Source organism: Neogemmobacter tilapiae (genome assembly GCF_014652215.1).
Classification (GTDB): domain Bacteria; phylum Pseudomonadota; class Alphaproteobacteria; order Rhodobacterales; family Rhodobacteraceae; genus Neogemmobacter; species Neogemmobacter tilapiae.
Genome location: NZ_BMYJ01000001.1, coordinates 349,805 through 372,946 on the forward strand (window position 1 = coordinate 349,805; position 23,142 = coordinate 372,946).

A 23,142-nucleotide genomic window follows, 5' to 3' on the forward strand; every position below is an offset into this window, starting at 1 on the left:
GTTCCAGCCCCAAAATCCGTTTTCCCTCCAAAGGTTGTATCAATGCCGCCAGCGGTTCGAGGCAAACAGCGCCAGCAGCGCGATGGTTTCGACCCGCCCCACCACCATCGCCAAAGCCAGCACCAGTTTTTCTGCGCCCCCCAGCGCGGCATGGGTTATCCCCACTTCGCCCGAGGCGGCGACCAAGGGCCCCGCATTCGCCAGCGCGCCGATTGTGAACATCAATGCGGGCTGAAAGTCGCGTCCCAGAAAGGTCAAAAGCCCCACCACCACAGCAATGGATATCCCGAAAAGCACGAAAAAGACCCAAGCCAGATAGACCCCATCCCGTCGCAACAAGCGGTCGCCCCCCCCACCCACGGAATTTGGATGGATGCTGCGCTCCAACTCTCGGGCGCCTTGGCGGAACAGGGCATAGACCCGCAGCAACTTGACCCCACCCGCCGTCGTCGCGATCCCCCCTCCGATCATCGCCAGCCCCGCAAGGATCAACCCCGGCGACGACAGGCCGGCCCAGAACCGTGCCGTATCCCAATCACCCGACACAAAACCCGTCGTCGTCAGGAATGACAGGCAGGTAAACACACTCCCCCACAGGGCCGGGAAAAAGCCGCGTGCGGCCAGTGTGTCGTTTTCTTCCAGCACCGCAATCGTATGGCGCAGCATCAAGGCGACCGACAAACCCAAAACAATGGCCAGCGCCATGCGCAATTCTCGGTCTTGCCAAAGATGGCGACGGCGCAGCGGCACACCAGCCCCCGGCAAACTTTGGCGGGTAATGGCATAGACCAAAAACAGCGCCATGACCATTTCACCCGGAACCCCCGCGCTGGATCCGGCCAGTCCCCCAACGGGCGATATTCCCGAGGTGGACAAAATCGCCATCGAATGGGTCAGCGCCACCAGGTTGCTTTCCCCCAGCAGCGCCAAAAACACCCAAAGCAGGAACGTGAGACCCACATAGACCGGCAGAACGGCCACCAGGTGCAAGGCAATGCGTTGGCCGGGGTCAATCAACCTTGTTTCTTCCTGCCGCCGACCCGGCGCCCGCCCGGACAGCACTTCGACCCCGCCAAGGTTCAGCGGGGCGAGTATAGCCAAGGCCGCGACGAGAATGAACAAGCCGCCCAACCAACCAACCAATGACCGCCACAAATGCAAGGACGGGGCCAAACGGCCATGTTCGTAAACGGTGGCCCCGGTGGTGGTCAGGCTAGACACCATTTCGAACCAGGCATTCAGCAACGTCGTATCACGCAACGCCTGATGCAGGGGCAGCGCCAACATCAACGGCAGCAACGCGAAAGACAGAACAAAAGCGAAAAGGTCTGCCCTTGCGCGATCGTCGGCGCGGCGGTTCATCGTTGCAAGCGCCAACAGAACCGTCAGCACCAGACCAAGCGTCCCACCGTAAAAAAAAGGCCGGGCAATATCATGATCCCGCTGCGTCATGGCGTGCAGGGCGGGCAAATACATCGCAAGCGCCGCAAGGCCCGGCAGAACAACCAGCAGCGGCAATTCAGACAGGCGGCGCATCCACATCAGAAGAAATCAACCGACACTTGCAGCAGCCGCTCGACCTCGGGCACGTCCTTGGCCATGCAGAACAGCGCGATCACGTCGCCCTCTTCAATCTTCAAATCCCCGACCGGTTTCAGCACCTTGTCGCCCCGCATCAACCCGCCGACCAGCACGCCTTCGGGAAATTCGATGTCGCGGATCAAACGGCCCGACAGGGGCGAGGTGCCCAGAACCTGCGCCTCGATCATCTCGGCCTCGTTGTCACCGATGGAATAGACGGCGCGCACGCGCCCATGCCGGATATGCCGCAGAATCGACGAAACCGTGGTGGCACGCGGGTTGATATAGGCGTCAATGTCCAACGGGGCCATCAGCGGCACCAGCGTCGGATCGTTCACCAGCGCAATCGCCATCGGACAGCCCGCCGATTTGGCCCGCACCGACACCAGCAGGTTGGTCTTGTCGTCATCCGTCACGGCCAGCACCGCATCGGCCCGGTCAATCGCCGCCTCCAGCAGCAATTCGCTGTCCATCCCATCGCCCAGCAAAACGATGGTGCGCGACAATTGATCTGCCGCGGCCTCGGCCACGGCCCGGTCGCGTTCAATGATCTTGGCGCGGATACGGTCGGTCCGGGCCTCTAGGGCCTTGGCCACGCCCAGCCCCACGTTGCCGCCGCCCACAATGACCACGCGTTCCTGCTTTTTCGTCGTCTTGCCAAAGATTTCCAGCGAACGGGTCAGGTCTTCGCTGTGACAGAACACATAGATCTGATCGCCCGCGAACAGCTGATCGCCCGGTTCCGGCGCGAAGAGATTGTCCTCGCGTCGAATGCCGACGACAATGGCCCGCAGGGTGGAAAACAGTTCCGACAATTGCCGCAGCGGCGTGTTCAGCACCGGGCAATCCTCGTCCAGCGCAATGCCCAAAAGCTGGGCCCGTCCGCCCATGAAACTTTCGGTGTCAAAGGTCGCAGGCGCGGCCAGTCGTTGCAAGGCTGCTTCGGCCACCTCGCGTTCGGGGCTGATGATCACGTCGATGGGCAGATGGTCGCGCCGATAAAGTTCGTCATACCGCCCGTCCATATAGGCGCTGGCGCGCAGGCGGGCGATCTTTCGGGTGACGTTAAAGACGGAATGGGCCACCTGACAGGTGACCATGTTCACCTCGTCCGAATGCGTGGCGGCGATGATCATATCGGCATCCCGCGCACCCGCCCGGTCCAGCACATCGGGGTGGCTGGCAAAGCCTTCGATGCCCGTCACATCCAGCGTATCGGTGGCCCGACGCACCAGATCGCCATCGACATCAACAATGGTCACATCGTTCTTTTCACCGGAAAGGTGGCGGGCAATCTGCCAACCGACCTGCCCCGCGCCACAGATGATGACTTTCATGGATTGCCCTTCTGCGGCCTGCCTTGGCGAACAGGTGCCACGGGACGGGGGCTTCGGTCAAGGAAGGCTGCGGCTTTGATCCGCAGCAGCCAAAGACCACAGTCTGTCTTTGCAGCCCCCCGGTTCCCAAGCACTGGTCTGCGCAGAAGGATCAAAGCCATGCACCGGCCATTCATAATGAATTCGTATTATTGAATACATTATGACTTTCATGGCCTTACCTGCTATTTCACGCGTGAAATTCCTCGATCAATCCTCATCCCCCAAATCCTCATCATCCTCCAGATGCGCGACCCGTCCACCCGCCTTGTGGGTCGTGACAACCCCCAGCGATTTCAATTTCCGATGCAGGGCGCTGCGTTCCATCCCCACGAAATTCGCCGTGCGGCTGATATTCCCGCCGAACCGGTTGATCTGGGTCAGCAGATATTCCTTCTCAAACAACTCCCGCGCCTCCCGCAGCGGCAGCGTCGCCAAGGCCCCGCCCAGAACCAGCCGCCCGTCCCCTTCCGGAACGACCTCCCGCCCGGGTAACTCCCGCGGCTCAATCGGCCCGGTGCCTTCACCTAGGATCAGCAGCCGCTCGATCACATTCCTCAACTGCCGGATATTCCCCGGCCATTGCATCGTCTGAAGCATCGCCTCCGCCTCCGCCGACAATTCGCGCGGCGGCAGACCCTGGGTCCGGTGGAAGGTCTCAATGAAAGCCCTCGCCAGATCAGGAATATCCTCACGCCGGTCTTCCAAACTAGGCACCGCAATCGGCACCACATTCAGCCGGTCATACAGTTCCTGGCGGAACCGCCCGCCCAAGATCTCGGTTCGCAGATCCCGCGTGGTCGACGAAATCACCCGCAGATCCACCCGCACCTTGTCAGCCCCGCCCACGCGCAAAAATTGCTGTTCCGTCAAAACCCGCAGGATTTTCGATTGCGTCCCCAGCGGCATGTCGGCCACTTCATCAAAATAGACGATCCCGCCATGCGCCTGTTCCAAAAGCCCCGGCTCTACTCGCCGATCCGCCCCTTCTCGCCCGAATAGAACCTCTTCCATCCGGTCCGGTTCAATCGTCGCCGAAGACACCACCACGAAAGGCCCCGCCGCCCGGTTCGAATGGGCATGAATATAGCGCGCCGCCATTTCCTTGCCCGAACCCGAAGGCCCCGTCAGCATCACCCGCCCGTTTGATTTCGTCACCTTTTCCAACTGCGACTTCAGCCCCCGGAACGCGGTCGAGGCCCCGAGCATTTCTGTCGGTGCCCCATCCCGTCGCCGCAATTCGCTGTTTTCCCGCCGCAGCCGGCTGGTTTCCATCGCGCGGCTCACAACCACCATCAACTGATCAATGTTGAAGGGCTTTTCGATGAAGTCGTACGCCCCCTGCTTGATCGCCGCCACCGCAATTTCGATGTTGCCATGACCCGAGATGATCACCACCGGCACATCCGGATTATCCCGCCGCACATGTTTCAGGATGTCGATCCCGTCCATCCGGCTGTCTTTCAGCCAGATGTCCAAAATCATCAGCGCCGGAGGCTCCGCATTGATCGCTGCCAGGCATTCATCGGCATTCGCGGCCAGCCGCACACCAAACCCTTCGTCCTTCAGGATATCCCCGATCAATTCGCGGATGTCGCGTTCGTCATCGACAATCAGAATGTTGCTCATGTTTCCCTACCCCACCTGTTCTTGACCACCCGGCAGCGGCAGCAGGATTTCCGCCATCGCTCCCGCATGGGTATTTCCGTCAAAGACCGGCGCATCGGTCAAAACCAATGTCCCGCCATGTTCTTCGATGATCTTCTTCACGATGGGCAGGCCCAGACCCGTGCCCTTTTCGCGCGTCGTCACATAGGGTTCGAACAGCCGCGCCCGGTCGGGAGGCAGGCCCGTGCCGTTGTCCGCAATCCGGATCAGCACCTTTTCGCCCTGAACCCCCAAGGACACACGAATTTCGCCGGGATAACCATTGCCCGCCACATGCGCTTTGGATTCAATGGCTTCGCCCGCGTTCTTGATCAGATTTGTTAGCGCCTGTCCGATCATCGTCGCATCCACCTCGGCCATCAGCGCACCGTCCGGAAGGTCGGCCTTGATCTCTACATCCGGCTGGCCCGCCCGCTGCAAGGTCACCGCGTCCTGCACCAGCCGCGTCAGATCGCATTCCCGCCGTTCGGGTTCCGGCATCCGTGCAAATTTCGAAAACTCGTCCACGATCCGCCGCAAGTCATTGGTCTGCCTTATGATCACGTCCGCATATTGGTTCAGTTCGTCGTCCTGTTCGCCCACCAAAGGCCCGAATTTACGGCGGATCCGTTCAGCGGAAAGCTGGATTGGTGTCAGCGGGTTCTTGATTTCATGCGCGATCCGCCGCGCCACATCTCCCCAAGCCGCCATCCTTTGCGCCGAAACGAGGTCTGTCACGTCGTCAAAAGCCACCACATAGCCCTCAAGGTTCCCAGCCTCGTTCCGCCGCCCGCTCATCCTGACCAGCAGGCTTTCCATCCTCCCCTGCCGCACCAGCCGGATTTCCTCTTGCACCGCCGCCCCGCCCCCCTGGCGCACGCGGTCGAACAGCCCGGCGAATTCCGGCACGGCCAGCGCTAGGGCCTGATCCGCCACACCTTCCTGAAAGTCCAAAAGCCGCTCGGCTGCCCGATTGGCAAAGTCGACATGCCCTTGCGCATCCAGCCCGATCACCCCGGCCGTGATCGAGGTCAGGACCGAATTGAAAAGACGACGACGCCCCTCGGTCTGCGCGTTGCTGTCGATCAGGGCCTCGCGCTGGCCCTTTAACTGCCGCGTCATCTGGTTGAAAATACGCCCCAGCATGGCGATTTCATCATCGCCCTCATCCTCGACCACCCGAACATCCAGATCGCCTGCCCCAACCCTTTGCGCTGCCCCCGTCAACCGCCCGACAGGCCGCGACAGGCGTTCGGCAAACCAAAGGCCCAGCCAGATCGCCGCCAGAATCAGGATCAGCGCAAAGCCCAGATACAAAAGCCCAAATTCAAACAGCAGCCGCCCACGTTCGCTTTCCAACTGATGATAAAGCTGCACCGTTTCCCGCGTTTCATCCAGCAGCGACAGGATCGACCCATCCACCTGCCGCGAGACGTAAAGATAGCGGTCCGCAAAGGCCGAGAGATGCACAAGCGCGCGGAATTCGTTGTTGGCCCAATCTTGGATGACGACGATTTCCCCCGCCTTGGCCCGCGCAATGTCCTCAACCCCAGGGCGTTCGAAATCGAACAGATAGGATCGCTCGCCCCTCGTTCGCAACTCGCCCCCGCCGTCGATCAGATAGGCCTCGCGCAGACCGCGCTGAACCAGGGCCTGCCCTTGACTTAGCACCGGGCGCAACTGGTCGTCGGCCAGCAACGGAGTGCTGGAACGCGCCGCGTTCAGATAGCCGGCCAGCGCCTCGGCGTCGTCAATCAGACCCTGCTTGTGTTCCGCCTCATAGGCCTCGGCCGCCGAAAGCGAATTGCCCACGACATTGCGTACCCGTTCGGAAAACCACCCCTCTAGCCCCAGGTTGATGCTGAACAGCGCAAACACGGCCACCAGAATCGTCGGCACCAGCGCCACCAGCGCAAAGACACCCGATAGCCGCAGATGCAGGCGCGACCCCGCCGAACGGGAACGCCGCGCCGAAACGATGCTGGCCAAGCGCGCCAGAACCAGCGCGGCCAGCACCAGCACATAGACCAGATCGGCCAGCAGGATCACCCGCAGCAGCCGCGAATCCGTGCCGGTACCAAAAGCCCCCAACGACAGAAAGGTGGCCACTGCCAGAATCGGTCCAAGCACGCTCAAACCAATGGTCAGGGCCGTCTGCACCCTGCGCCTGCGCCGCAGACGCGACAGGCGTTCCATCCATGTGTTGCCGTAAAGCCCGCTCGTCAAACGCTTTTGCCCCAATCTGGTGGGGACATTAACGTTCCACCACCGCCATATCTTGCGTCTCTGCTGCTTTGCGGCACGCCTGACACGCAGGATGTTGCGGTTTTACATCAGCTTGCGCCGCCTTGTCACGCGAATATCCAGATCGGTGATCTTCTTGCGCAAAGTATTGCGGTTGATGCCCAGCAGGTCGGCGCATTTCGCCTGATTTCCCGCGGTGGCATCCAGCGCAATCTCGATCAGCGGGGCCTCCACCTCACGCAATATCCGCTGATAGACGCCGGGCGGCGGCAGTTGACCGCCATGCAGATCGAAATAGCGTTTCAGATGCCGCATGACCGAGGCCGACAATTTGTCGCCCTCGCCGCCCACAGCCCCCCGCAGGGGTTCCATGGTCGGCTGGCTTCCCAAGGCACCTTCGACTTCAGCACGCGAAATCTCGGGCTCGCTGCCCGTCACCATCAACCGACGCAGCGTGTTTTCCAACTGCCGCACGTTGCCCGGCCAGCCATACGACCGCACCAGTTCCCGCGCCTCGCCCGACAGACGCCGCGCGCTGCCGAAATCCCGCTCGCCCCGCGCCAGAAAATGTTCGGCCAGCAGCGGAATGTCATCGACCCTTTCCCGCAAGCTGGGCACATGCAGCGTCACCCCCCCCAGCCGATAGAACAGATCCTGCCGGAATTCGCCCGTCTCGATCTTGCCCGACAGATCAATCTGGCTGGTCGCCATGATCCGTGGCGCATTGTCGCCCAGCATGTCCAGCATCCGTACGGCCCGCGCTTGTGCATCCTCGTCGAAATCCGCCACTTCGTCGAACACCAGACTGCCGCCCTTGGCCCGCGCCACAAGGCTGGATGGGCCATCCATGCCTTGCAGATCGGCCGCCTGCGCCACGACAAAGGGCATCGTCCGCCGGTCGGAGAAATCATGGATCGCCCGCGCGATCAGGCTTTTGCCGGTGCCGCTTTCCCCCGTGACAAGCACTGGCAGATCGGTGTTCATCACCCGCGCCACCAGCCGATAGAGCGCCTGCATCGCCGGCGTCCGTCCCACCAGCGGCAGGTCTTCCACCCCTTCGCGCAGCGGCAGCGCAGGCGTCGGTTTCGCATTGGCCCGCCGCTTCAATTCCAGCGCCTTGGCCGATTTCTTCATGAGATCGGGCAGGTCAAAGGGTTTCGGCAGATATTCGAACGCCTCGGCCTCGGCCGCCTGAATGGCGGTCATGATGGTGTTCTGCGCCGAAATCACGATCACCGGCAGGCCGGGGCGCAACTGGCTAATGCGCGGCAGCGCCTCCAGACCATTTCCATCGGGCATGACCACATCGGAGATCACCAGATCGCCCTTGCCCTCTTCCACCCAGCGCATCAGCGTCATCAGGCTCGATGTTGCATGAACCTTGCACCCCGCCCGCGTTAGGGCCTGCGTCAGCACCGTGCGGATCGTGCGGTCGTCATCGGCGACCAGAATCGTGCCGTCCATCAGGAACGCTCCTTCTTCGTGATTTTATCGGCCGGGGCCATGGGCAGCGACACGCGGAACACTGTCCGCCCCGGCACGCTGTCCACTGCAATCCAGCCGTCATGTTCGGTGATGATCTTTGACACCAGCGCGAGCCCCAGCCCCGTCCCGTTTTCGCGGCCCGAGACAAACGGCTCGAACACTTCTTCCGCGATATGGGCAGGCAGGCCCGGCCCGTCATCGATGATTTCCACTTGCAGGGGCAAGGGATTGCCCGTTCCATCCTTGCGCCGCAGACGCAGCGACAGGTCATAGAAGGTGTGCAGCCGGATCGTCCCGCCCTTTGGGCCCGCCGCCTCGGCGGCATTCTTGATCAGGTTCAGAAAAACCTGCACCAGTTGATCGAGATCGGCAAAGGTGTTGGGCAGGGAGGGATCGTACTCCTCCACTATCGTCATCTGCGTGGCAAAACCGACCATCGCCGATTTCCGTGCCCGGTCCAGTGCGTCATGGATGTTCACCGGCTTGCGTTCCGGCGGGCGGACATTGCCGAACTGTTCCACCTGTTCCAGCAGTTTCACGATCCGCTTGGTTTCCGCCACGATCAGATCGGCCAGTTCCATATCCTCGGGCGACAGGTTCATCGCCAGCAACTGCGCTGCCCCCGAAATGCCCGCCAGCGGGTTCTTGATCTCATGCGCCAGCATTTCCGCCATGCCGATGGCCGATTTCGCCGCCGTTTTCGCTTGCACCGCACGGCCCAGCCGATCGGCAATTTCGCGCGGGGAAATCAGCAGCATGATGATTTCCGCATTGTCGGCCATCGGCGCGATCTGGACCGTGCATTGCAACGGGGGCCGTTCGCCGCTGGTCACGTCCACGTCATTGATGAACAAGGCCGCCTGATTGGCCCGCGCGCGTGCCATGGCGGCATCCATATCCGCGTCGATATGCACCCGGTCCAGCGCCGGTTGGCCGCGCAAACCCTTGGCCGAGGCGTTCAGGAACACTTCCGCCGCAGGATTGACCTCTAGGATCAACCCTTGAGCATCGACCAGCAGCGCCGGAGTGGGCAGCGAGGCCCAGATCACCCCTGGTACCGGATAGGGCGCGGTGAAATTCTTCATGCGGCCTCCGGAATTGGGGCTTCGGTGAAAGCCTCGATCAGCGCGCGCTCCACCTGCAACGGTTGCTCAGATTGCAGCACGATGGCCCGGTTCAGCCCGGTGCCCGCCGCCTCCAGATACCAGCCCAGATGTTTGCGGGCATTCTTGATGCCAAGTTCCAGCCCATAAAACGACAGCATGTCGCGGTAGTGGCCAATCACCAGATCCGCCAGCGCCGCCCCCGTTGGCACCACAGGTGCCGCTTGGCCAAAGAGTTCCGCCGCCACCTGGGCCAACAACCAGGGCCGCCCCTGCGCACCACGGCCGATCATCACCCCATCCGCGCCCGACTGCGCCAAGGCGGTTGCCGCCCGGCCCCCATCGGTGATGTCGCCATTCGCCACGACTGGAATGGTCACGGCATCCTTGACCGCCCGGATCGCCGCCCAATCGGCCTGCCCCTTGTAGAACTGGCAACGCGTGCGCCCGTGAATGGTGATCATGCTGATCCCCGCGCCTTCGGCCCGCCGCGCAAGCGTTGGTGCGTTCAGCAGCGCATCATCCCAGCCCAGCCGCGTTTTCAGCGTCACAGGCACGGACACGGCCCCCACCACCGCCTCGATCAGCGTCAGCGCATGGTCCAGATCCTTCATCAGCGCCGAGCCGGAATAGCCGTTGGTCACCTTTTTGGCTGGGCAACCCATGTTGATGTCGATGACCCGCGCGCCCTGGCCTTCGACATAGCGCGCCGCCTCACCCATCCAATAAGCCTCACGCCCCGCCAGTTGCACCGAGGTCGAAGCCTGATCGAAGCCCAGCTCGGCCCGCGCCCGCGCCAGGGGCCGTGCTTGCACGATTTCCTGACTGGCGACCATCTCGCTGACCACCAGCCCTGCGCCAAAGCCCGCCACCAACCGCCGAAAGGGCAGATCGGTGATTCCCGCCAGCGGAGCCAGCAGAACAGGAGGGTCAACAGGCACCGTGCCAAGGGTAAAGGCCACGAAGGATTCCTTTCATCTGAAGGTTCAGCTAGGCCCCGACTGCCTAAGCCGCAATCGTAAACGCTGCAAATTTGCGCGCCTTTCCAATATCGCCTATTTTTTAGGCGAGTGCGAGGGGGGTGCCGCCCGATTGTTTTGCCCTAAAGCATCGCCTATGACGGGCGCATGACAGTGGCAGCGATCATTCTGGCGGCAGGACGCGGAACGCGGGCAGGCGGCACCATTCCCAAGCAATGGCAAATGCTTGGCGACCGTCCGGTGGTGGCCCATGCGCTGGCCGCCCTGACGCGGGCCGAGATCGGGTTGCGGGTGCTCGTGTGCCATGCGGATGATCTGGCGCAAGCCCAAGCCTTGGGCAGCGAGGCGCTGATTGTGGTGGGTGGGGCCGAACGGGACGCCAGCGTCAAGGCGGGGCTTTTGGCCTTGCAGGGGCGCGGGGTGACGCGCGTCTTGATCCATGACGGGGCGCGACCGTTTCCGGGGCCTGTGATCCCTGCGCTGCTGGCGGCGCTGGAGAGGCATCAGGCCGCGGCACCGGGCCTAGCGGTCAGCGATGCGCTTTGGCGCGTCGATCAAGGGCGGATCGCGGGCCTGCAAGACCGGGCTGGCCTTGCACGGGCGCAGACGCCGCAGGGTTTTGCCTATGAAGCCATCCTTGCCGCCCATCTGGCCCATTCGGGCGGGGCGCTGGACGACGTCGCCGTGGCGATGGCGGCGGGGCTGGACGTGGCGATGGTGCCGGGGCACGAAGACAATCTGAAACTGACATGGCCGGAAGATTTCGCCCGCGCCGAACGCATTCTGAGGGGCAAGATGGATATCCGCTTGGGCAATGGCTTTGATGTCCATGCCTTTACCACCGGCGATCATGTCGTGTTGTGCGGGGTCAAGATCCCGCATTCCAAGGCACTGCTGGGCCATTCCGATGCCGATGTTGCCATGCATGCCCTGACCGATGCCATCTATGGCGCCTTGGCCGAAGGCGACATTGGCCGCCATTTTCCGCCCAGCGATCCGCAGTGGAAAGGGGCCGACAGTGCCATTTTTCTGGCCCATGCCGCCGAACTGGCCGCGCAGCGCGGCTTCCGGCTGGGCAATGCCGACGTGACCATCATTTGCGAAAGGCCCAAGATCGGGCCGCATGCCGCCGCCATGCAGGCGCGGCTGGCCGAAATCATGCGGGCCGATGTCGCCCGCATTTCGGTCAAGGCCACAACATCCGAACAACTAGGCTTTACCGGCCGCGAAGAAGGCATTGCGGCCATCGCCACCGTCACATGGATAAAAGAATGATCCGCGCCATCACCACTTTTGGCTTTGTCGGCCTGCTGAAGCCCGCCCCCGGCACATGGGGCTCGGCCGCTGGTTTGGCCCTTGGCATCGCCCTGCACTGGCTTGCGGGCTTTCCGCTTTTGGCCGTGACGACCCTTGCGGTGACCCTTCTTGGATTTTGGGCCTGCGCGCAGGCCCTCAAGGACCGCCCCGGCGACGATCCGGGTGAGATTGTTGTTGACGAGGTGGCGGGTATCCTGCTGGCCTATTGCATTCCCGCGCTGGCTTTCTTTGGCCGTGGCAATGCGCCCGATCTTTTGCCTTGGCCCGCGCCTCTGGCGACCTTTCTGCTGTTCCGGCTGTTTGACATCTGGAAGCCTTGGCTTGTGGGCCGGGCCGACCGGCGGGGCGATGTGCGGGGCGTGATGGAGGATGATCTTTGGGCCGGGTTGTTCGCGGGCATCGGCACCATCGTTCTTGGCTTTCTCTATCACGTGGTCTTTGTCTTTTGACCGCCGCCCGCGTCCTTGACCTAGCCCGCGCCAAGGGCTGGCGCATCGCCACCGCGGAAAGCTGCACGGGCGGCATGGTCAGCGCCGCATTGACCGCGATTCCAGGCTCTTCCGACGTGTTCGACCGGGGCTTTGTCACCTATTCCAACGCGGCCAAGCAAGCGATGCTGGGCGTTCGGGCTGACACGCTCGCGGCTTTTGGGGCCGTCAGCGAAGAGGTCGCCGCTGAAATGGTGCAAGGGGCCTTGGCCCATTCCGATGCGCAATTGGCGGTGGCCGTGACGGGTATCGCCGGGCCAGGCGGGTCAGAGTTCAAACCCGAAGGGCGTGTCTGCTTTGCAGTGGTCAGCCCCAACGGGGTGCTGACGGAAACGGTCGAGTTCGGCGCAAAAGGCCGCCAAGCGGTGCGCGTGGCGGCCTGTGATCATGCCTTGGCTTTGTTGCTGCGTGGCCTGGCTTAGCCGTCCAGCTTGGTCAGATCAGCGACCTGCCCGCAGATGGTGCGGATGCGGTGCAGCAGGTTCAGGCGGTTGCGGCGGACGATGGAATTGTCGCTGTTCACCTGCACGGCGGTAAAGAAGGCGTCGATGGGCGCGCGAAGGGTGGCCATCGCGGTCATGGCGGTGGTGAAGTCTTCTTTCGCCATCGCCGGGGTGATGATCTTTTCGGCCTGATCAAGGGCGTTGAAAAGGGCGGTTTCTTCCGGGCCTTCGGCGAATTTGGGATCAGCGCCAAAGGAATATTCGACGCCATCCTTGGCCTCGGCTTGGGTCAGGATGTTGTTGGCCCGCTTGAAGCCTTGGATCAGGTTCGCGCCGTCATCGGTTTTGAGCGTCGCGCTGAGGGCTTCGGCGCGTTTCACCAGCAGGGTGAGGTCGTCATTGCCGGGCATGGCAAGGCAGGCGTCGATGATGTCGTGGCGGATGCCTTGGTCTTTGAGGAAGACTTTGAGGCGGTCGTGGAGGAAGGCGAGAACACCATCGCCTTCGTCCTTGTAGCCTCCATCAACCAACGCTTTGAAATCCAGATAATTCCTGCCCTTGCGGTGTTCCTCTAACTCGTGAGGAACTTTGTAAGACTGTGGGGTCAACTTTAGCCCAAACTCGCCGTTTGCACGATCCAATAGCGCGAGGATAAGCAAACCGCCCAACCCATCACCATTTTCTTGAGCGTTCAGTTTGAATAGCAAGTTTTGGATGTTGCCGAGTTCCAACCATCGAAGTTGGCTTCCTTGCACCCCATTCCCAACCACCAATCGAATAACCCCCAACGCCGCCCTCCGCAGCGCGAAGGGGTCTTTGCTGCCTGTGGGCTTTTCATCAATCGCCCAGAAGCCTGTCAGCGTGTCGATCTTGTCGGCCAGCGCCACAGCGACCGAAACCGGCTCGCTCGGCACAGCATCCGACGGCCCCAAGGGCGAATAGTGGTCGCGGGCGGCATTGGCCACGGGCGCGGGAAGACCCGCTTCCAGCGCATAATAACGCCCCATAACCCCTTGAAGTTCCGGGAATTCCCCCACCATAGCCGAACGCAGGTCCAGCTTTGCCACCCGCGCCGCCTGTTCGGCGGCATCGGCATCGGCCCCGACCAGCGGCGCAATCTCGCGCGCCAGCGCCGCGATCCGTGCAATCCGTTCCGCCTGCGAACCCAGCTTGTTGTGGAAGGTCACGGCTTTCAAACCCTCCTCCCACTCGCCCATGCCCGTCTTCGCCACGCGCAGGTCGTTGTCCCAAAAGAACGCCGCATCCGACAGGCGGGCGGTCAGAACCTTTTGGTTCCCCGCCAGAATGGTCGCGCCTTGGTCGGCGGTTTCGCGGTTGGCGACGGTCACGAAGCCTTCGATCCGGCCCGTCTTGGGATTCTTCACCGAAAAGAATTTCTGATGCTCCCGCATCGAGGTCTGCAAAACCTCGGGCGGAAGGTGCAGGAATTGCTCGCCAATCCGCCCCATCAAGACCACCGGCCATTCGACCAGCCCTGCCACTTCCGTCAACAGCCCCGCGTCCGGCACAACCTCCAGCCCCGCCGCAAAGGCCAGGGTTTCGGCGTCGTGCCAGATCTTGGCCTCACGATCCGCCGAATCCAGCACCACATGGGCGCGGGCCAGCTTGGCGCGGTAGTCGTCGAAATTCGTCACGGTAAAGCGGCCGGGCGCCATGAAACGATGGCCATCAGTGGAGTTGCCCGAAACGATGCCGTCCACGTCCAAAGGCACCACTTCCGAACCGCCCTCATCCGCCATCAGGCAGAGGATGGAATGCAAAGGCCGAACCCATTTCAGCGCGCCGGAACCCCAGCGCATGGATTTCGGCCAGGGAAAGTTGCGGATGGTGGTTTCCAGCACCTCGGCCAGAATTTCGGCGGCCTTGCGGCCCGGCTTTTCCACAACGGCAAAATAGACCTGCGCCTTTTTGTCGTCCCGCACCTCAAGCTGTTCTTTCGTCAGGCCGGTCGAACGTAGAAAGCCTTGCAAAGCGGCATCCGGCGCATCGGTGCGCGGGCCTTTGCGTTCTTCGCGCACGGCGTGGCTTTCGGCAGACAGCCCCTCAATCGCCAAGGTCAGACGGCGCGGCGTCGAAAAGGCCCCGGCGCTGGCATAGTGCAGACCGGCCTGAACCAGTCCCTCGGTGACCAGTTTCTTTAGATCCTCGCGGGCGCGGGCCTGCATCCGGGCGGGGATTTCTTCGGAAAAGAGTTCGATCAGGATATCGGGCATGGGCTTGGTTCCGGCGAAGGGTCAGATCCACTCAAGATTGACGCGGGTTTTCGGATAGCGGGCGGCGATCGTCTCGCGCAAGGCGGCGAAGTCGGCAGCACGGTCGGGAATCTGGTATTCATGGGTTTCGGCGGCGGTCAGGCCGATGCGGTCCAACAAGCCATCGGCCAAAAGCCGCGGCAGGATTTCCAGTTCGGCCCCTTCGACATCGATCTTGACAAAGGGCACACTTGCACCTTTGTCCAACGCCTCGGCCAGAAAGGCTGGAAAATCAATCATCGGCACTTCCAGCACTTCTTGGCCCGATTGGCCGGTAGCACGGTGATCGGCATAGATCGAGTTTCCCTCGCCCGCATGGGACGGATCCCCATCCAGCGCCGAGGTGCGGTAAAAGCTTACCTGACCGGCCTTGGCCCCCACCGCTACGGCATGCAGGATAACATTGGGCGCATCGGCAAATTTCTTTTGCAAGATCGACAGGGCGTGCGGATCCGGTTCAAACGCATGGACAGTCGCCCCGGTGGCCGCCAGAACTTCGGTCACTTTGCCGACATTCGCCCCACAGTCGAAAACCACATCGCCTGGTTTCAATGCGGCGCAGACCATTGCCAGAATCCCGTCAGAGTGCCCGCGCCGACGCGCATTCTGCGCCCGACGCTGCAATTTGGCGATCAGTTCTTGCTGGCTGGATATTCTGGCCTGCAAGCGAGCAATCTGCGCATCCTTTTTCTGCAACACTTCAGCGCGGCGCCCAACGCGCAAAAGGCGCGGCAGCAGTTTCATTCTGCGGCCCCGTTCAGTTGTTGCCAAGCAAAGGCCCGGCCGTCCTCCATCACGGCCACGACACGATCCACGCCGGGCCGGATATCAGCGACAGAAAGGAAGGCCACCGCGCGACCCTGTTCCAAGGCCGTTCCGATTTCGCCAGCGTCAAAGCAATCAAACCAGGGCGGCGCGATCAGGGGTTCGGGCTTTTCATAGACCACATAGGTCTCGGTCAAAGTCGCCAGCGATGTGGGCGTGGTGAAACAGGCGCGAAACCGAATGGGCGAGCTTTCGCCATCGGTGCCGGTGACATCATTCACCAAAATAGCCTCGGGCTGGCCGCCCGTGACGGGCGTCAGCAGGATTTCGGCACCGGGGGTAAAGGCCACCGGTTCGTAATAGGCATAGACCTGCTGGTAATACATAAAGGCCCCGGCGGCCAACCCGGCACTGATCAAGAAAGCCCCCACCCATTTGCCATTCACGCGCTGGCCCCCGCTTCGGTTTGCACAAAGGCATCGGCACAGGCCTTGGCCAAAGCGCGGACCCGGCCGATATAGGCCTGCCGTTCGGTGACAGAAATCACGCCACGGGCATCGAGCAAGTTGAACAGGTGGCTGGCCTTGATGCATTGGTCATAGGCGGGATGCGCCATGATGATCGTGCGGCCAGCCTTGTCTGGCTGTTCAGCATTCAGAATGCGATGACATTCAGCCTCGGCATCTTTGAAATGTTGGAACAGCATCTCGGTATCGGCCTGATCGAAATTATGCCGCGAATATTCCTGCTCGGTCTGGCGGAAGATATCGCCATATTTCAAGGCGATGGCGCTGTCTGGGTCGTTAAATGGCATGTCCATCACATGGCCGGTGCCCAGCACATACATGGCCAGACGCTCCAACCCATAGGTCAGCTCGCCCGACACGGGTTTGCAGTCATGCCCGCCGACCTGCTGGAAATACGTAAATTGCGACACTTCCATCCCGTCGCACCAGACTTCCCAGCCCAGCCCCCACGCGCCCAAGGTCGGGCTTTCCCAATCGTCCTCGACGAAGCGGATGTCGTGCAGGTCGGTGTCGATGCCGATGGCCTTCAGCGAACCCAGATAAAGCTCCTGCAAATCCGGCGGCGAGGGTTTGATGATGACCTGATATTGATAATAGTGCTGCAAGCGGTTCGGGTTTTCACCATAGCGCCCATCGGTCGGCCGACGCGAGGGTTGAACGTAAGCCGCCGCCCAAGGCTTGTTGCCCAAAGAGCGCAGCGTGGTGGCCGGATGGAAGGTGCCCGCCCCCACTTCCATGTCGTAAGGTTGCAGGACTGCACAACCTTTTGATGCCCAATAGGTCATCAGACGCAGGATGATTTCCTGAAAACTGCGGGGTGTCGCGGCGGCAGTCATTGCAGAACCTCTTGAAAAGCGCCCCCTCCATAGGCAGAAGGCGACAAAGGGTCAATGCGGGGTTCGTCAGGTTCCCGGCTTTGCCACGCCTGCGTGGGGCGGCGGATGGAAAGGGATTTCATGGCGGTTCGGTTTTTTCTGGCAATTTGGGTGGCGCTGACTGTTCTGGTTCTGCCGGCTGAAACACGGGCGCAGACGGGCGATCAGGTCTGGATTCAGGTGGAGGCACTGCCGACGTTGGCCGAGGGCGAAGACCGGGCGCGGGCCTATGCGACGGCCTTTCCCGATGTGGTTGGCCATCGGCTGCGGTCGGGCTGGTATGGCATTCTTCTTGGGCCTTACAGCCGGGAACAAGCGGCGCTGCGTCTGTCCAGTCTGATTGCCGACCGGATGATCCCCGCCGACAGCTATCTGAACGATGGCGCAACCTTTGCGGAATCCTTCTGGCCGGTGGGCCTTGCCACGCCCGAGGCAACCGAAGGCGAACCCGCCGCCGCCCAATCCGAAGTGGACGAGCCTGAACTGCTTCAGCCTGAAAACCCCGGTCTGCCGCTGTTGCCCGACGAAACGGTGGAAGAGGCGCGTGACAGCGAAAAACTGCTGGAACGCCCGGCGCGTGAGGCGCTTCAGACCGCCCTGCAATGGTTCGGCCATTACGATTCGTCGATTGATGGGGCGTTTGGGCCGGGTACGCGCGAATCTATGGCAGCGTGGCAGACCACGATGGGCTATGATCCGACGGGTATCCTGACCACGGCACAAAGGGGCGAACTCCTGACCGCCTATAATGACGCCTTGGCCAAGCTGGGGCTGGAAAAGGTGACCGAGGCGGAATCGGGCATCGAAGTGACCCTGCCAATGGCGTTGATCCAGTTCGACCATTACGAACCGCCGTTCGTGCATTATGCCGAAAAGGATGGTTCCGGACTGCGGGTGATCCTGATCAGCCAGCCCGGCGATCAATCCTCGTTGAACGCGCTGTATGACACGTTGCAGACGCTATCGGTGATCCCATCGGATGGCCCGCGTGAACGGCTGGAACGCAGCTTTACCATCAGTGGCTCAGCGCCGGGGCAAGAGGCTTATGCCTATGCCGCGCTGTCGGGCGGGCTGATCAAGGGTTACCTCTTGGTTTGGGATCCGGCCAAGGTGGCGGATATGCAGCGGGTCAAGGCGGCAGTGCAGACCAGCTTTAAACCCGTGGGGGATCGTGCGCTCGACCCAGGCCTTGTGCCGATGGAGGATGCACAGCGGCGCGGGCTGATGGCGGGTTTGGAAATCCGCCGTCCGAAACTGTCGCGCTCGGGCTTTTTCGTCGATGGGCAGGGGGCGGTGGTGACGACGGTGCAGGCCGTCGAGCAATGCAGCCGGATCACGCTGGACATGGAAACCGAGGCGACGGTGGCCGCGACGGATGCGACCCTTGGTTTGGCGGTGCTGAAGCCGGCCAAAGCGCTGTCGCCGCGCGCCGTAGGGGTCTTTGGGGCCACCGCGCGTGTCGGGGCCGAGGTGGCGCTGTCGGGCTATAGCTACGAAGACCAACTGCCCGCACCGACGCTGACCTTCGGCACGCTGGAGGATGTGAAGGGTCTGGATGGGCAGGCAAACCTGAACCGCCTGGCGATTGAGGCTTTGCCGGGGGATGCGGGCGGGCCGGTGCTGGATCAGGCGGGTGCGGTGCTGGGTGTGATGCTGCCGCGTGCGGAAGGCGGAACCCGCCAACTGCCGTCCTCGGTGCAGCATATCGCGGCGGGTTCGGCCTTGGCCGGTTTGCTGACCCAAGCGGGCGTTGTGCCCCCTGCGGCAGAGGCGGGCGGTGCCCTGCCGCCGGAAGACCTGAGCCGCAAGGCATTGGGGATGACGGTTCTGGTCTCCTGCTGGGAATAGCAAAGTCGGGGTAAACCCCGACCTACCTTTCCGTAGGTTGGGATTTACCCCGCCCCCGCCACAGGGGCAGCGCGAACAGCGACAGAAAAGCGCTGTTCGCCAGCACGTTCCAAGCGCCACCGGCGGCGACGGATGCCGTGCAGTCCACCACGAACCAGACCGCCAATCCGCCGACGATGATCCGCCGTGCCAAGGCGCGGTCCTGCGCATAGTCGCGCCCCGACAGCTCCCACAGCATCCAGCCCATCCCGGCCATCAACCCGCCTGCAATGGCATACAAAAGCCGCGCCTCGCGCGTCGCCCCCTGTTCCATGCCATCCATCGGCCAAAGCAAAACATCCCCCAGCAGATGCGTCAGCCCCCCGGTCAGGGGATGCGCCCCCGCCGCGATCAGCAGGCCGAAACCGATGGTGGCTGCGCTGGCCGCCCTTAGCGCTTTTTGTTCATGGATCATTTCATTCTCCTGTCTTGCCCAGCCCGTATTGGCCCCGGACAGAGGCAAAACAATTCCTTGGCAGGTAAGTGAAAACGGATTCACCCCATGTTAAAGAAGCCCATGACCGAATTCGGACCCGCCCTCAAAGCCTGGCGACAGGCCCGCCGCCAAAGCCAGATGGATCTGGCCCATGCGGCAGGCGTATCCCCCCGCCATCTGGCTTTCCTTGAAACCGGACGCGCCCGGCCTTCGCGCGGTATGGTCCTGCGCTTGGCCCAGACGCTGACCCTGCCCCATCCCGGCCTGAATGCGCTTTTGTCCAGCGCCGGTTTCGCCCCGCATTTCCCCGCCCTGCCCCTGACCGATCAGGCGATGACGCAGGCGCGCGTGGCGCTCGATTGGATGATAACCCGCCACGCCCCCTATCCGGCGCTGATCCTGGATCGTGTCTGGACCATCACCGCGCTGAACGCACCGGCACAGGCCCTGTTCGGCCCCGCCGGTTTCGCCGCTGGTTCCAGCCTGCTGGATGCAGCCCATCCCGACCGCTTGCAAGCCTTGGTCGAAAATTGGGTCGAGGTGGGCCACCACGCCCTGCTTCGCCTGCGCGCTGAAAGCGCTGCTGCGGGGGGCATTCCCGAACTGGACCGGGCCGCGGCACAACTGGCCCAAGTGTCCGAGATTGCCCGTTTCCTGCCCCCGGCCCCGGTGACGGTCCTCATACCCACAATCTATCGCACGCCATCCGGACCCTTGGCCCTGTTCTCCACCTTTGCCAGCTTTGGCAGCCCCGCCGAAGTGGGGTTGGAAGGCTTGCGTGTGGAACTCATGTTCCCCGCCGACAAGGCGGCGGAAGATTTCCTTGGCAGGCTGGCCGAAGATGGGCAGATTGCGCATTCGCAGCCATGACCGGACAAATGCCCTATACCCAGCTTGACCCCGACCGCATTCTTGCCACCGCCGTTACCCTGCGCCGCAGGGTGGCCTCGCGCTTTCCTGAACGCGGACTCGCCAAGGTCGCGCAGGAAATTGTCACGCTTAGCCATCAGACCATCGACGAATCCCGCGACCTGACGCCGCCGCTTTGGTGGCTACGCGCCCTGATCGCCCTGATCATTCTGGGCGGTGCTTTCCTGTTCCTGTCCGTCGGCAGCGTCATTTCGCTGAACCAACTGGGCACATCCGCCATTCAATCGGTCGAAAGCATCGAGGCTGCGATCAACACCGCCCTGCTGGCCAGCCTTGGTCTGGCGGCGCTGATCCAGTTGGAATCGCGGATCAAACGGCGAAGGGTGGGCCGGGGCCTGCACCGCCTTCGCGCCGTTATCCATGTCATTGACATGCACCAGTTGACGAAAGACCCCGTGGTTTTCACCAAGGGCTATCAGGCCACGGCCGAAAGCCCAGAACGCGCCCTGTCGCAGGATGATCTGGCCCGTTATCTGGACTATTGTTCCGAACTGCTGGCCATCAAGGGCAAACTGGCCGCCCTTTACGCCCAAGCGGTGAATGACGATGGTGTGGCCCAAGCCGTGAATGACATCGAAACGCTGGGATCAAACCTGTCGCGCAAGATCTGGCAAAAGATCACCATGATCGAAGCCTTGACCCACCGTTGACGGAACCGCGCGTCCTAATGCCGCGAATGGCCTTGCGCTTGGGCCTGCCCGGACTAAGACGGGGATAGGCAATCCGAAAGGCGAACCCGTGACTGATGCTTTGGTGATCTTTACCCCCTCGGGCAAACGCGGCCGCTTTCCGCTGGGCACCCCGGTTCTGACGGCGGCGCGGCATTTGGGGGTCGATCTTGATTCCGTCTGTGGCGGGCGGGGCATTTGTTCGAAATGTCAGATCACGCCGGGCTATGGCGAATTTCCCAAACATGGCGTGCATGTCGGCGCCGATGCCCTGTCGGAATGGAACGCGGTCGAGGATCGTTACAACCGCATCCGGGGGCTGGCCGATGGCCGCCGTCTGGGTTGTCAGGCCAAGGTCATGGGTGATGTCGTCATCGACGTGCCGCCGGAAAGTCAGGTCCACCGGCAGGTGATCCGCAAATCGGCCACCCAGCGCGACATGGTGATGGACCCGGCGACCCGCACCGTTTTGGTGCAAGTGGCCGAACCGGATATGGAAGAACCCTCGGGTGATTGGGAAAGGCTGACAGCGGCCTTGGCCGAACAATGGCAGGTGCCTGCGGCCACCATCGCCCTGCCCGTCCTATCCCGCTTGCAACCTGTTCTGCGCAAGGGTGAATGGCAGGCGACGGTGGTGCTGCACAAGGGCCATCATGACAGCGCCCACCGCGTGCTGGATATCTTTCCCGGCTATCACGAAGGCGGCCTTTACGGGCTGGCCATCGACCTTGGCTCGACCACCATCGCCGCCCATCTTTGCGATCTGCGCGATGGGGCGGTCCTCGCCTCCTCCGGCCTGATGAACCCCCAAATCCGCTTTGGCGAGGATCTGATGAGCCGGGTTTCCTATGCGATGATGAATCCCGGCGGCGACCGTGAGATGACGAAAGCGGTGCGCGAAGCGATCAACAATCTGGCGCAAAGCATTGCGCAAGAAGCCGGAATTGATGCCGCCGCGATCTATGAATGCGTTTTCGTCTGCAATCCGGTGATGCACCATCTGCTCTTGGGCATTGATCCCGTCGAACTGGGCCAAGCGCCCTTTGCACTCGCGACCTCGGGTTCGATGGACATCACGGCCCGCGATCTGGAGCTTTCGGCCATCAATGCCCAAGCGCAGGTTTATCTGCTGCCCTGCATCGCGGGCCATGTGGGGGCCGATTGCGCCGCCGTGGCCCTGTCGGAAGAGCCGCAGAAATCCAAGGATATGGTGCTGATTGTTGATGTCGGCACCAATGCCGAAATCCTGCTGGGGAATGAGGCGCGGGTTCTGGCCTGTTCCTCGCCCACAGGCCCGGCGTTCGAAGGCGCGCAGATCAGCTCGGGCCAGCGCGCGGCACCGGGGGCCATTGAACGGGTAGAGATTGACCCTGTCACCAAAGAACCGCGTTTCCGGGTGATCGGTTCCGACCTTTGGTCCGACGATCCGGGCTTTGCGGCAGCGACGGCCACGACGGGCATCACCGGCATCTGCGGGTCAGGCATCATCGAGGCCGTGGCCGAAATGCGCATGGCGGGCATCGTCGATGCGCGCGGGTTGATCGGATCGGCGGAACAGGTGGGCACCGAACGGATGCTGCCGCACGGGCGCACCCATTCCTATCTGCTGCACGACGCGCGTGAGGCGGGCGGGCCGAAGATCATGGTCACACAGGGCGATATTCGGGCCATCCAGCTTGCGAAATCGGCGCTTTATGCCGGGGCGCGGCTGCTGATGGATGAAATCGGGGTGGATAAGGTCGATAAGGTCATCCTTGCCGGGGCCTTTGGTGCGCATATCAGCCCGAAACATGCGATGGTGCTGGGCATGATCCCCGACGTGCCGCTGGATCATGTCCTTAGCGCCGGGAACGCCGCCGGGACGGGCGCACGCATCGCGCTTTGCAATGTCGGGGCAAGGACGGAAATCGAAAGGGTCGTGGGCCAGATCCACAAGGTCGAAACCGCCATCGAGCCGCGCTTTCAGGAACATTTTGTCAATGCCAATGCCATCCCCCATGCCGTCGATCCCTTCCCTGAACTGGGGCAGATCGTCACCCTACCCGACGTGAACTTTAACGACGGCGGTGGCGGTGAAGGCGGACGCCGCAGACGGCGTGGATGAGTGTTGCGTGAAA

General features: G+C 62.2%; 19 protein-coding genes. 7 read left to right on the forward strand and 12 right to left on the reverse strand.

Annotated features, from left to right (window positions below):
* Window positions 1-39: 39 nt before the first annotated feature.
* The 7 genes from IE095_RS01765 to dusB form a co-directional block, all read right to left on the reverse strand.
* The gene (locus IE095_RS01765; RefSeq protein ID WP_189409780.1) at window positions 40-1,536 is read right to left on the reverse strand and encodes a TrkH family potassium uptake protein; all 1,497 of its coding nucleotides are present in this window, start codon (window positions 1,534-1,536) and stop codon (window positions 40-42) included.
* 5 nt (window positions 1,537-1,541) lie between these two features.
* The gene (trkA, locus tag IE095_RS01770; protein ID WP_189409781.1) at window positions 1,542-2,918 is read right to left on the reverse strand and encodes a Trk system potassium transporter TrkA; all 1,377 of its coding nucleotides are present in this window, start codon (window positions 2,916-2,918) and stop codon (window positions 1,542-1,544) included.
* A 249-nt stretch (window positions 2,919-3,167) separates the two neighbouring features.
* The gene (gene ntrX / locus IE095_RS01775) at window positions 3,168-4,586 is read right to left on the reverse strand and encodes a nitrogen assimilation response regulator NtrX (RefSeq protein WP_189409782.1); all 1,419 of its coding nucleotides are present in this window, start codon (window positions 4,584-4,586) and stop codon (window positions 3,168-3,170) included.
* Window positions 4,587-4,592: 6 nt separating this feature from the next.
* Window positions 4,593-6,800 (reverse strand): sensor histidine kinase NtrY-like, encoded by a 2,208-nt coding sequence (locus IE095_RS01780; RefSeq protein ID WP_189409784.1) that lies wholly within the window; start codon window positions 6,798-6,800, stop codon window positions 4,593-4,595.
* Between the two features lie 132 nt (window positions 6,801-6,932).
* A complete protein-coding gene (locus tag IE095_RS01785) occupies window positions 6,933-8,312 on the reverse strand; it encodes a response regulator (RefSeq protein ID WP_189409785.1) in 1,380 nt (459 codons plus the stop codon).
* On the reverse strand, window positions 8,312-9,418 hold the full coding sequence (locus tag IE095_RS01790; RefSeq protein WP_189409787.1) for a two-component system sensor histidine kinase NtrB: 1,107 nt from the start codon (window positions 9,416-9,418) through the stop codon (window positions 8,312-8,314). Before IE095_RS01790 ends, IE095_RS01785 begins: the two co-directional genes overlap by 1 nt.
* Complete coding sequence (dusB, locus tag IE095_RS01795) at window positions 9,415-10,398, reverse strand: tRNA dihydrouridine synthase DusB (RefSeq protein WP_189409788.1); 984 nt, start codon at window positions 10,396-10,398, stop codon at window positions 9,415-9,417. Before dusB ends, IE095_RS01790 begins: the two co-directional genes overlap by 4 nt.
* A 165-nt stretch (window positions 10,399-10,563) precedes the next feature.
* Between dusB and IE095_RS01800 the strand changes: the two genes are divergently transcribed.
* The 3 genes from IE095_RS01800 to IE095_RS01810 are packed head-to-tail and all read left to right on the forward strand — an operon-like array spanning window position 10,564 to window position 12,643.
* Window positions 10,564-11,691, forward strand: a complete 1,128-nt coding sequence (locus tag IE095_RS01800; RefSeq protein ID WP_189409789.1) for a bifunctional 2-C-methyl-D-erythritol 4-phosphate cytidylyltransferase/2-C-methyl-D-erythritol 2,4-cyclodiphosphate synthase — start codon at window positions 10,564-10,566, stop codon at window positions 11,689-11,691.
* Window positions 11,688-12,182: a phosphatidylglycerophosphatase A family protein gene (locus tag IE095_RS01805; protein ID WP_189409790.1), complete on the forward strand. Its 495-nt coding sequence runs from the start codon at window positions 11,688-11,690 to the stop codon at window positions 12,180-12,182. The genes IE095_RS01800 and IE095_RS01805 overlap by 4 nt, the downstream gene beginning before the upstream one ends.
* On the forward strand, window positions 12,179-12,643 hold the full coding sequence (locus IE095_RS01810) for a CinA family protein (protein ID WP_189409791.1): 465 nt from the start codon (window positions 12,179-12,181) through the stop codon (window positions 12,641-12,643). The genes IE095_RS01805 and IE095_RS01810 overlap by 4 nt, the downstream gene beginning before the upstream one ends.
* Here the strand turns inward: IE095_RS01810 and glyS are convergent.
* The 4 genes from glyS to IE095_RS01830 are packed head-to-tail and all read right to left on the reverse strand — an operon-like array spanning window position 12,640 to window position 17,065.
* Window positions 12,640-14,898 carry a glycine--tRNA ligase subunit beta gene (gene glyS, locus IE095_RS01815; protein ID WP_189409792.1) on the reverse strand — a complete coding sequence of 753 codons (2,259 nt, stop codon included), beginning with the start codon at window positions 14,896-14,898 and terminating at the stop codon, window positions 12,640-12,642. The two genes, IE095_RS01810 and glyS, sit on opposite strands and share 4 nt — an antisense overlap.
* Before the next feature lie 21 nt (window positions 14,899-14,919).
* Entirely contained in the window at window positions 14,920-15,681 is a 762-nt protein-coding gene (locus IE095_RS01820; RefSeq protein ID WP_189409793.1) for an FkbM family methyltransferase, read from the reverse strand.
* A complete protein-coding gene (locus IE095_RS01825; RefSeq protein ID WP_189409795.1) occupies window positions 15,678-16,148 on the reverse strand; it encodes a DUF6446 family protein in 471 nt (156 codons plus the stop codon). Before IE095_RS01825 ends, IE095_RS01820 begins: the two co-directional genes overlap by 4 nt.
* Window positions 16,145-17,065, reverse strand: a complete 921-nt coding sequence (locus IE095_RS01830) for a glycine--tRNA ligase subunit alpha (protein ID WP_189409796.1) — start codon at window positions 17,063-17,065, stop codon at window positions 16,145-16,147. Before IE095_RS01830 ends, IE095_RS01825 begins: the two co-directional genes overlap by 4 nt.
* A 120-nt stretch (window positions 17,066-17,185) precedes the next feature.
* Here IE095_RS01830 and IE095_RS01835 point away from each other — a divergent pair, with 120 nt between their 5' ends.
* Window positions 17,186-18,952 carry a serine protease gene (locus tag IE095_RS01835; protein ID WP_189409797.1) on the forward strand — a complete coding sequence of 589 codons (1,767 nt, stop codon included), beginning with the start codon at window positions 17,186-17,188 and terminating at the stop codon, window positions 18,950-18,952.
* A gap of 22 nt (window positions 18,953-18,974) precedes the next feature.
* Here the strand turns inward: IE095_RS01835 and IE095_RS01840 are convergent, their stop codons facing one another.
* Window positions 18,975-19,406 carry a hypothetical protein gene (locus IE095_RS01840; protein WP_189409799.1) on the reverse strand — a complete coding sequence of 144 codons (432 nt, stop codon included), beginning with the start codon at window positions 19,404-19,406 and terminating at the stop codon, window positions 18,975-18,977.
* A gap of 102 nt (window positions 19,407-19,508) precedes the next feature.
* On the opposite strand from IE095_RS01840, the gene IE095_RS01845 reads away from it, so the two are divergent.
* The 3 genes from IE095_RS01845 to IE095_RS01855 all read left to right on the forward strand — a co-directional run bounded on the left by IE095_RS01845 (window position 19,509) and on the right by IE095_RS01855 (window position 23,129).
* On the forward strand, window positions 19,509-20,297 hold the full coding sequence (locus IE095_RS01845; protein ID WP_189409801.1) for a helix-turn-helix domain-containing protein: 789 nt from the start codon (window positions 19,509-19,511) through the stop codon (window positions 20,295-20,297).
* Window positions 20,294-21,007, forward strand: coding sequence for a hypothetical protein (locus IE095_RS01850; RefSeq protein WP_229804398.1), 714 nt, complete (start codon window positions 20,294-20,296; stop codon window positions 21,005-21,007). Before IE095_RS01845 ends, IE095_RS01850 begins: the two co-directional genes overlap by 4 nt.
* A gap of 88 nt (window positions 21,008-21,095) precedes the next feature.
* Window positions 21,096-23,129, forward strand: coding sequence for an ASKHA domain-containing protein (locus IE095_RS01855; RefSeq protein ID WP_189409803.1), 2,034 nt, complete (start codon window positions 21,096-21,098; stop codon window positions 23,127-23,129).
* The last annotated feature ends 13 nt before the right edge of the window (window positions 23,130-23,142 follow it).

What these genes read in the sequence shown, in the direction of transcription:
- IE095_RS01790 (WP_189409787.1), bottom strand. Translation starts at nt 9,418, where the DNA reads ATGAAGAATTTCACCGCGCCCTATCCGGTACCAGGGGTGATCTGGGCC.
- IE095_RS01845 (WP_189409801.1), top strand. Translation starts at nt 19,509, where the DNA reads ATGACCGAATTCGGACCCGCCCTCAAAGCCTGGCGACAGGCCCGCCGC.
- trkA (WP_189409781.1), bottom strand. Translation starts at nt 2,918, where the DNA reads ATGAAAGTCATCATCTGTGGCGCGGGGCAGGTCGGTTGGCAGATTGCC.
- IE095_RS01830 (WP_189409796.1), bottom strand. Translation starts at nt 17,065, where the DNA reads ATGACTGCCGCCGCGACACCCCGCAGTTTTCAGGAAATCATCCTGCGT.
- ntrX (WP_189409782.1), bottom strand. Translation starts at nt 4,586, where the DNA reads ATGAGCAACATTCTGATTGTCGATGACGAACGCGACATCCGCGAATTG.
- IE095_RS01835 (WP_189409797.1), top strand. Translation starts at nt 17,186, where the DNA reads ATGGCGGTTCGGTTTTTTCTGGCAATTTGGGTGGCGCTGACTGTTCTG.
- IE095_RS01840 (WP_189409799.1), bottom strand. Translation starts at nt 19,406, where the DNA reads ATGATCCATGAACAAAAAGCGCTAAGGGCGGCCAGCGCAGCCACCATC.
- glyS (WP_189409792.1), bottom strand. Translation starts at nt 14,898, where the DNA reads ATGCCCGATATCCTGATCGAACTCTTTTCCGAAGAAATCCCCGCCCGG.
- IE095_RS01820 (WP_189409793.1), bottom strand. Translation starts at nt 15,681, where the DNA reads ATGAAACTGCTGCCGCGCCTTTTGCGCGTTGGGCGCCGCGCTGAAGTG.
- IE095_RS01850 (WP_229804398.1), top strand. Translation starts at nt 20,294, where the DNA reads ATGACCGGACAAATGCCCTATACCCAGCTTGACCCCGACCGCATTCTT.
- IE095_RS01785 (WP_189409785.1), bottom strand. Translation starts at nt 8,312, where the DNA reads ATGGACGGCACGATTCTGGTCGCCGATGACGACCGCACGATCCGCACG.
- IE095_RS01805 (WP_189409790.1), top strand. Translation starts at nt 11,688, where the DNA reads ATGATCCGCGCCATCACCACTTTTGGCTTTGTCGGCCTGCTGAAGCCC.
- IE095_RS01800 (WP_189409789.1), top strand. Translation starts at nt 10,564, where the DNA reads ATGACAGTGGCAGCGATCATTCTGGCGGCAGGACGCGGAACGCGGGCA.
- IE095_RS01765 (WP_189409780.1), bottom strand. Translation starts at nt 1,536, where the DNA reads ATGCGCCGCCTGTCTGAATTGCCGCTGCTGGTTGTTCTGCCGGGCCTT.
- IE095_RS01780 (WP_189409784.1), bottom strand. Translation starts at nt 6,800, where the DNA reads ATGGAACGCCTGTCGCGTCTGCGGCGCAGGCGCAGGGTGCAGACGGCC.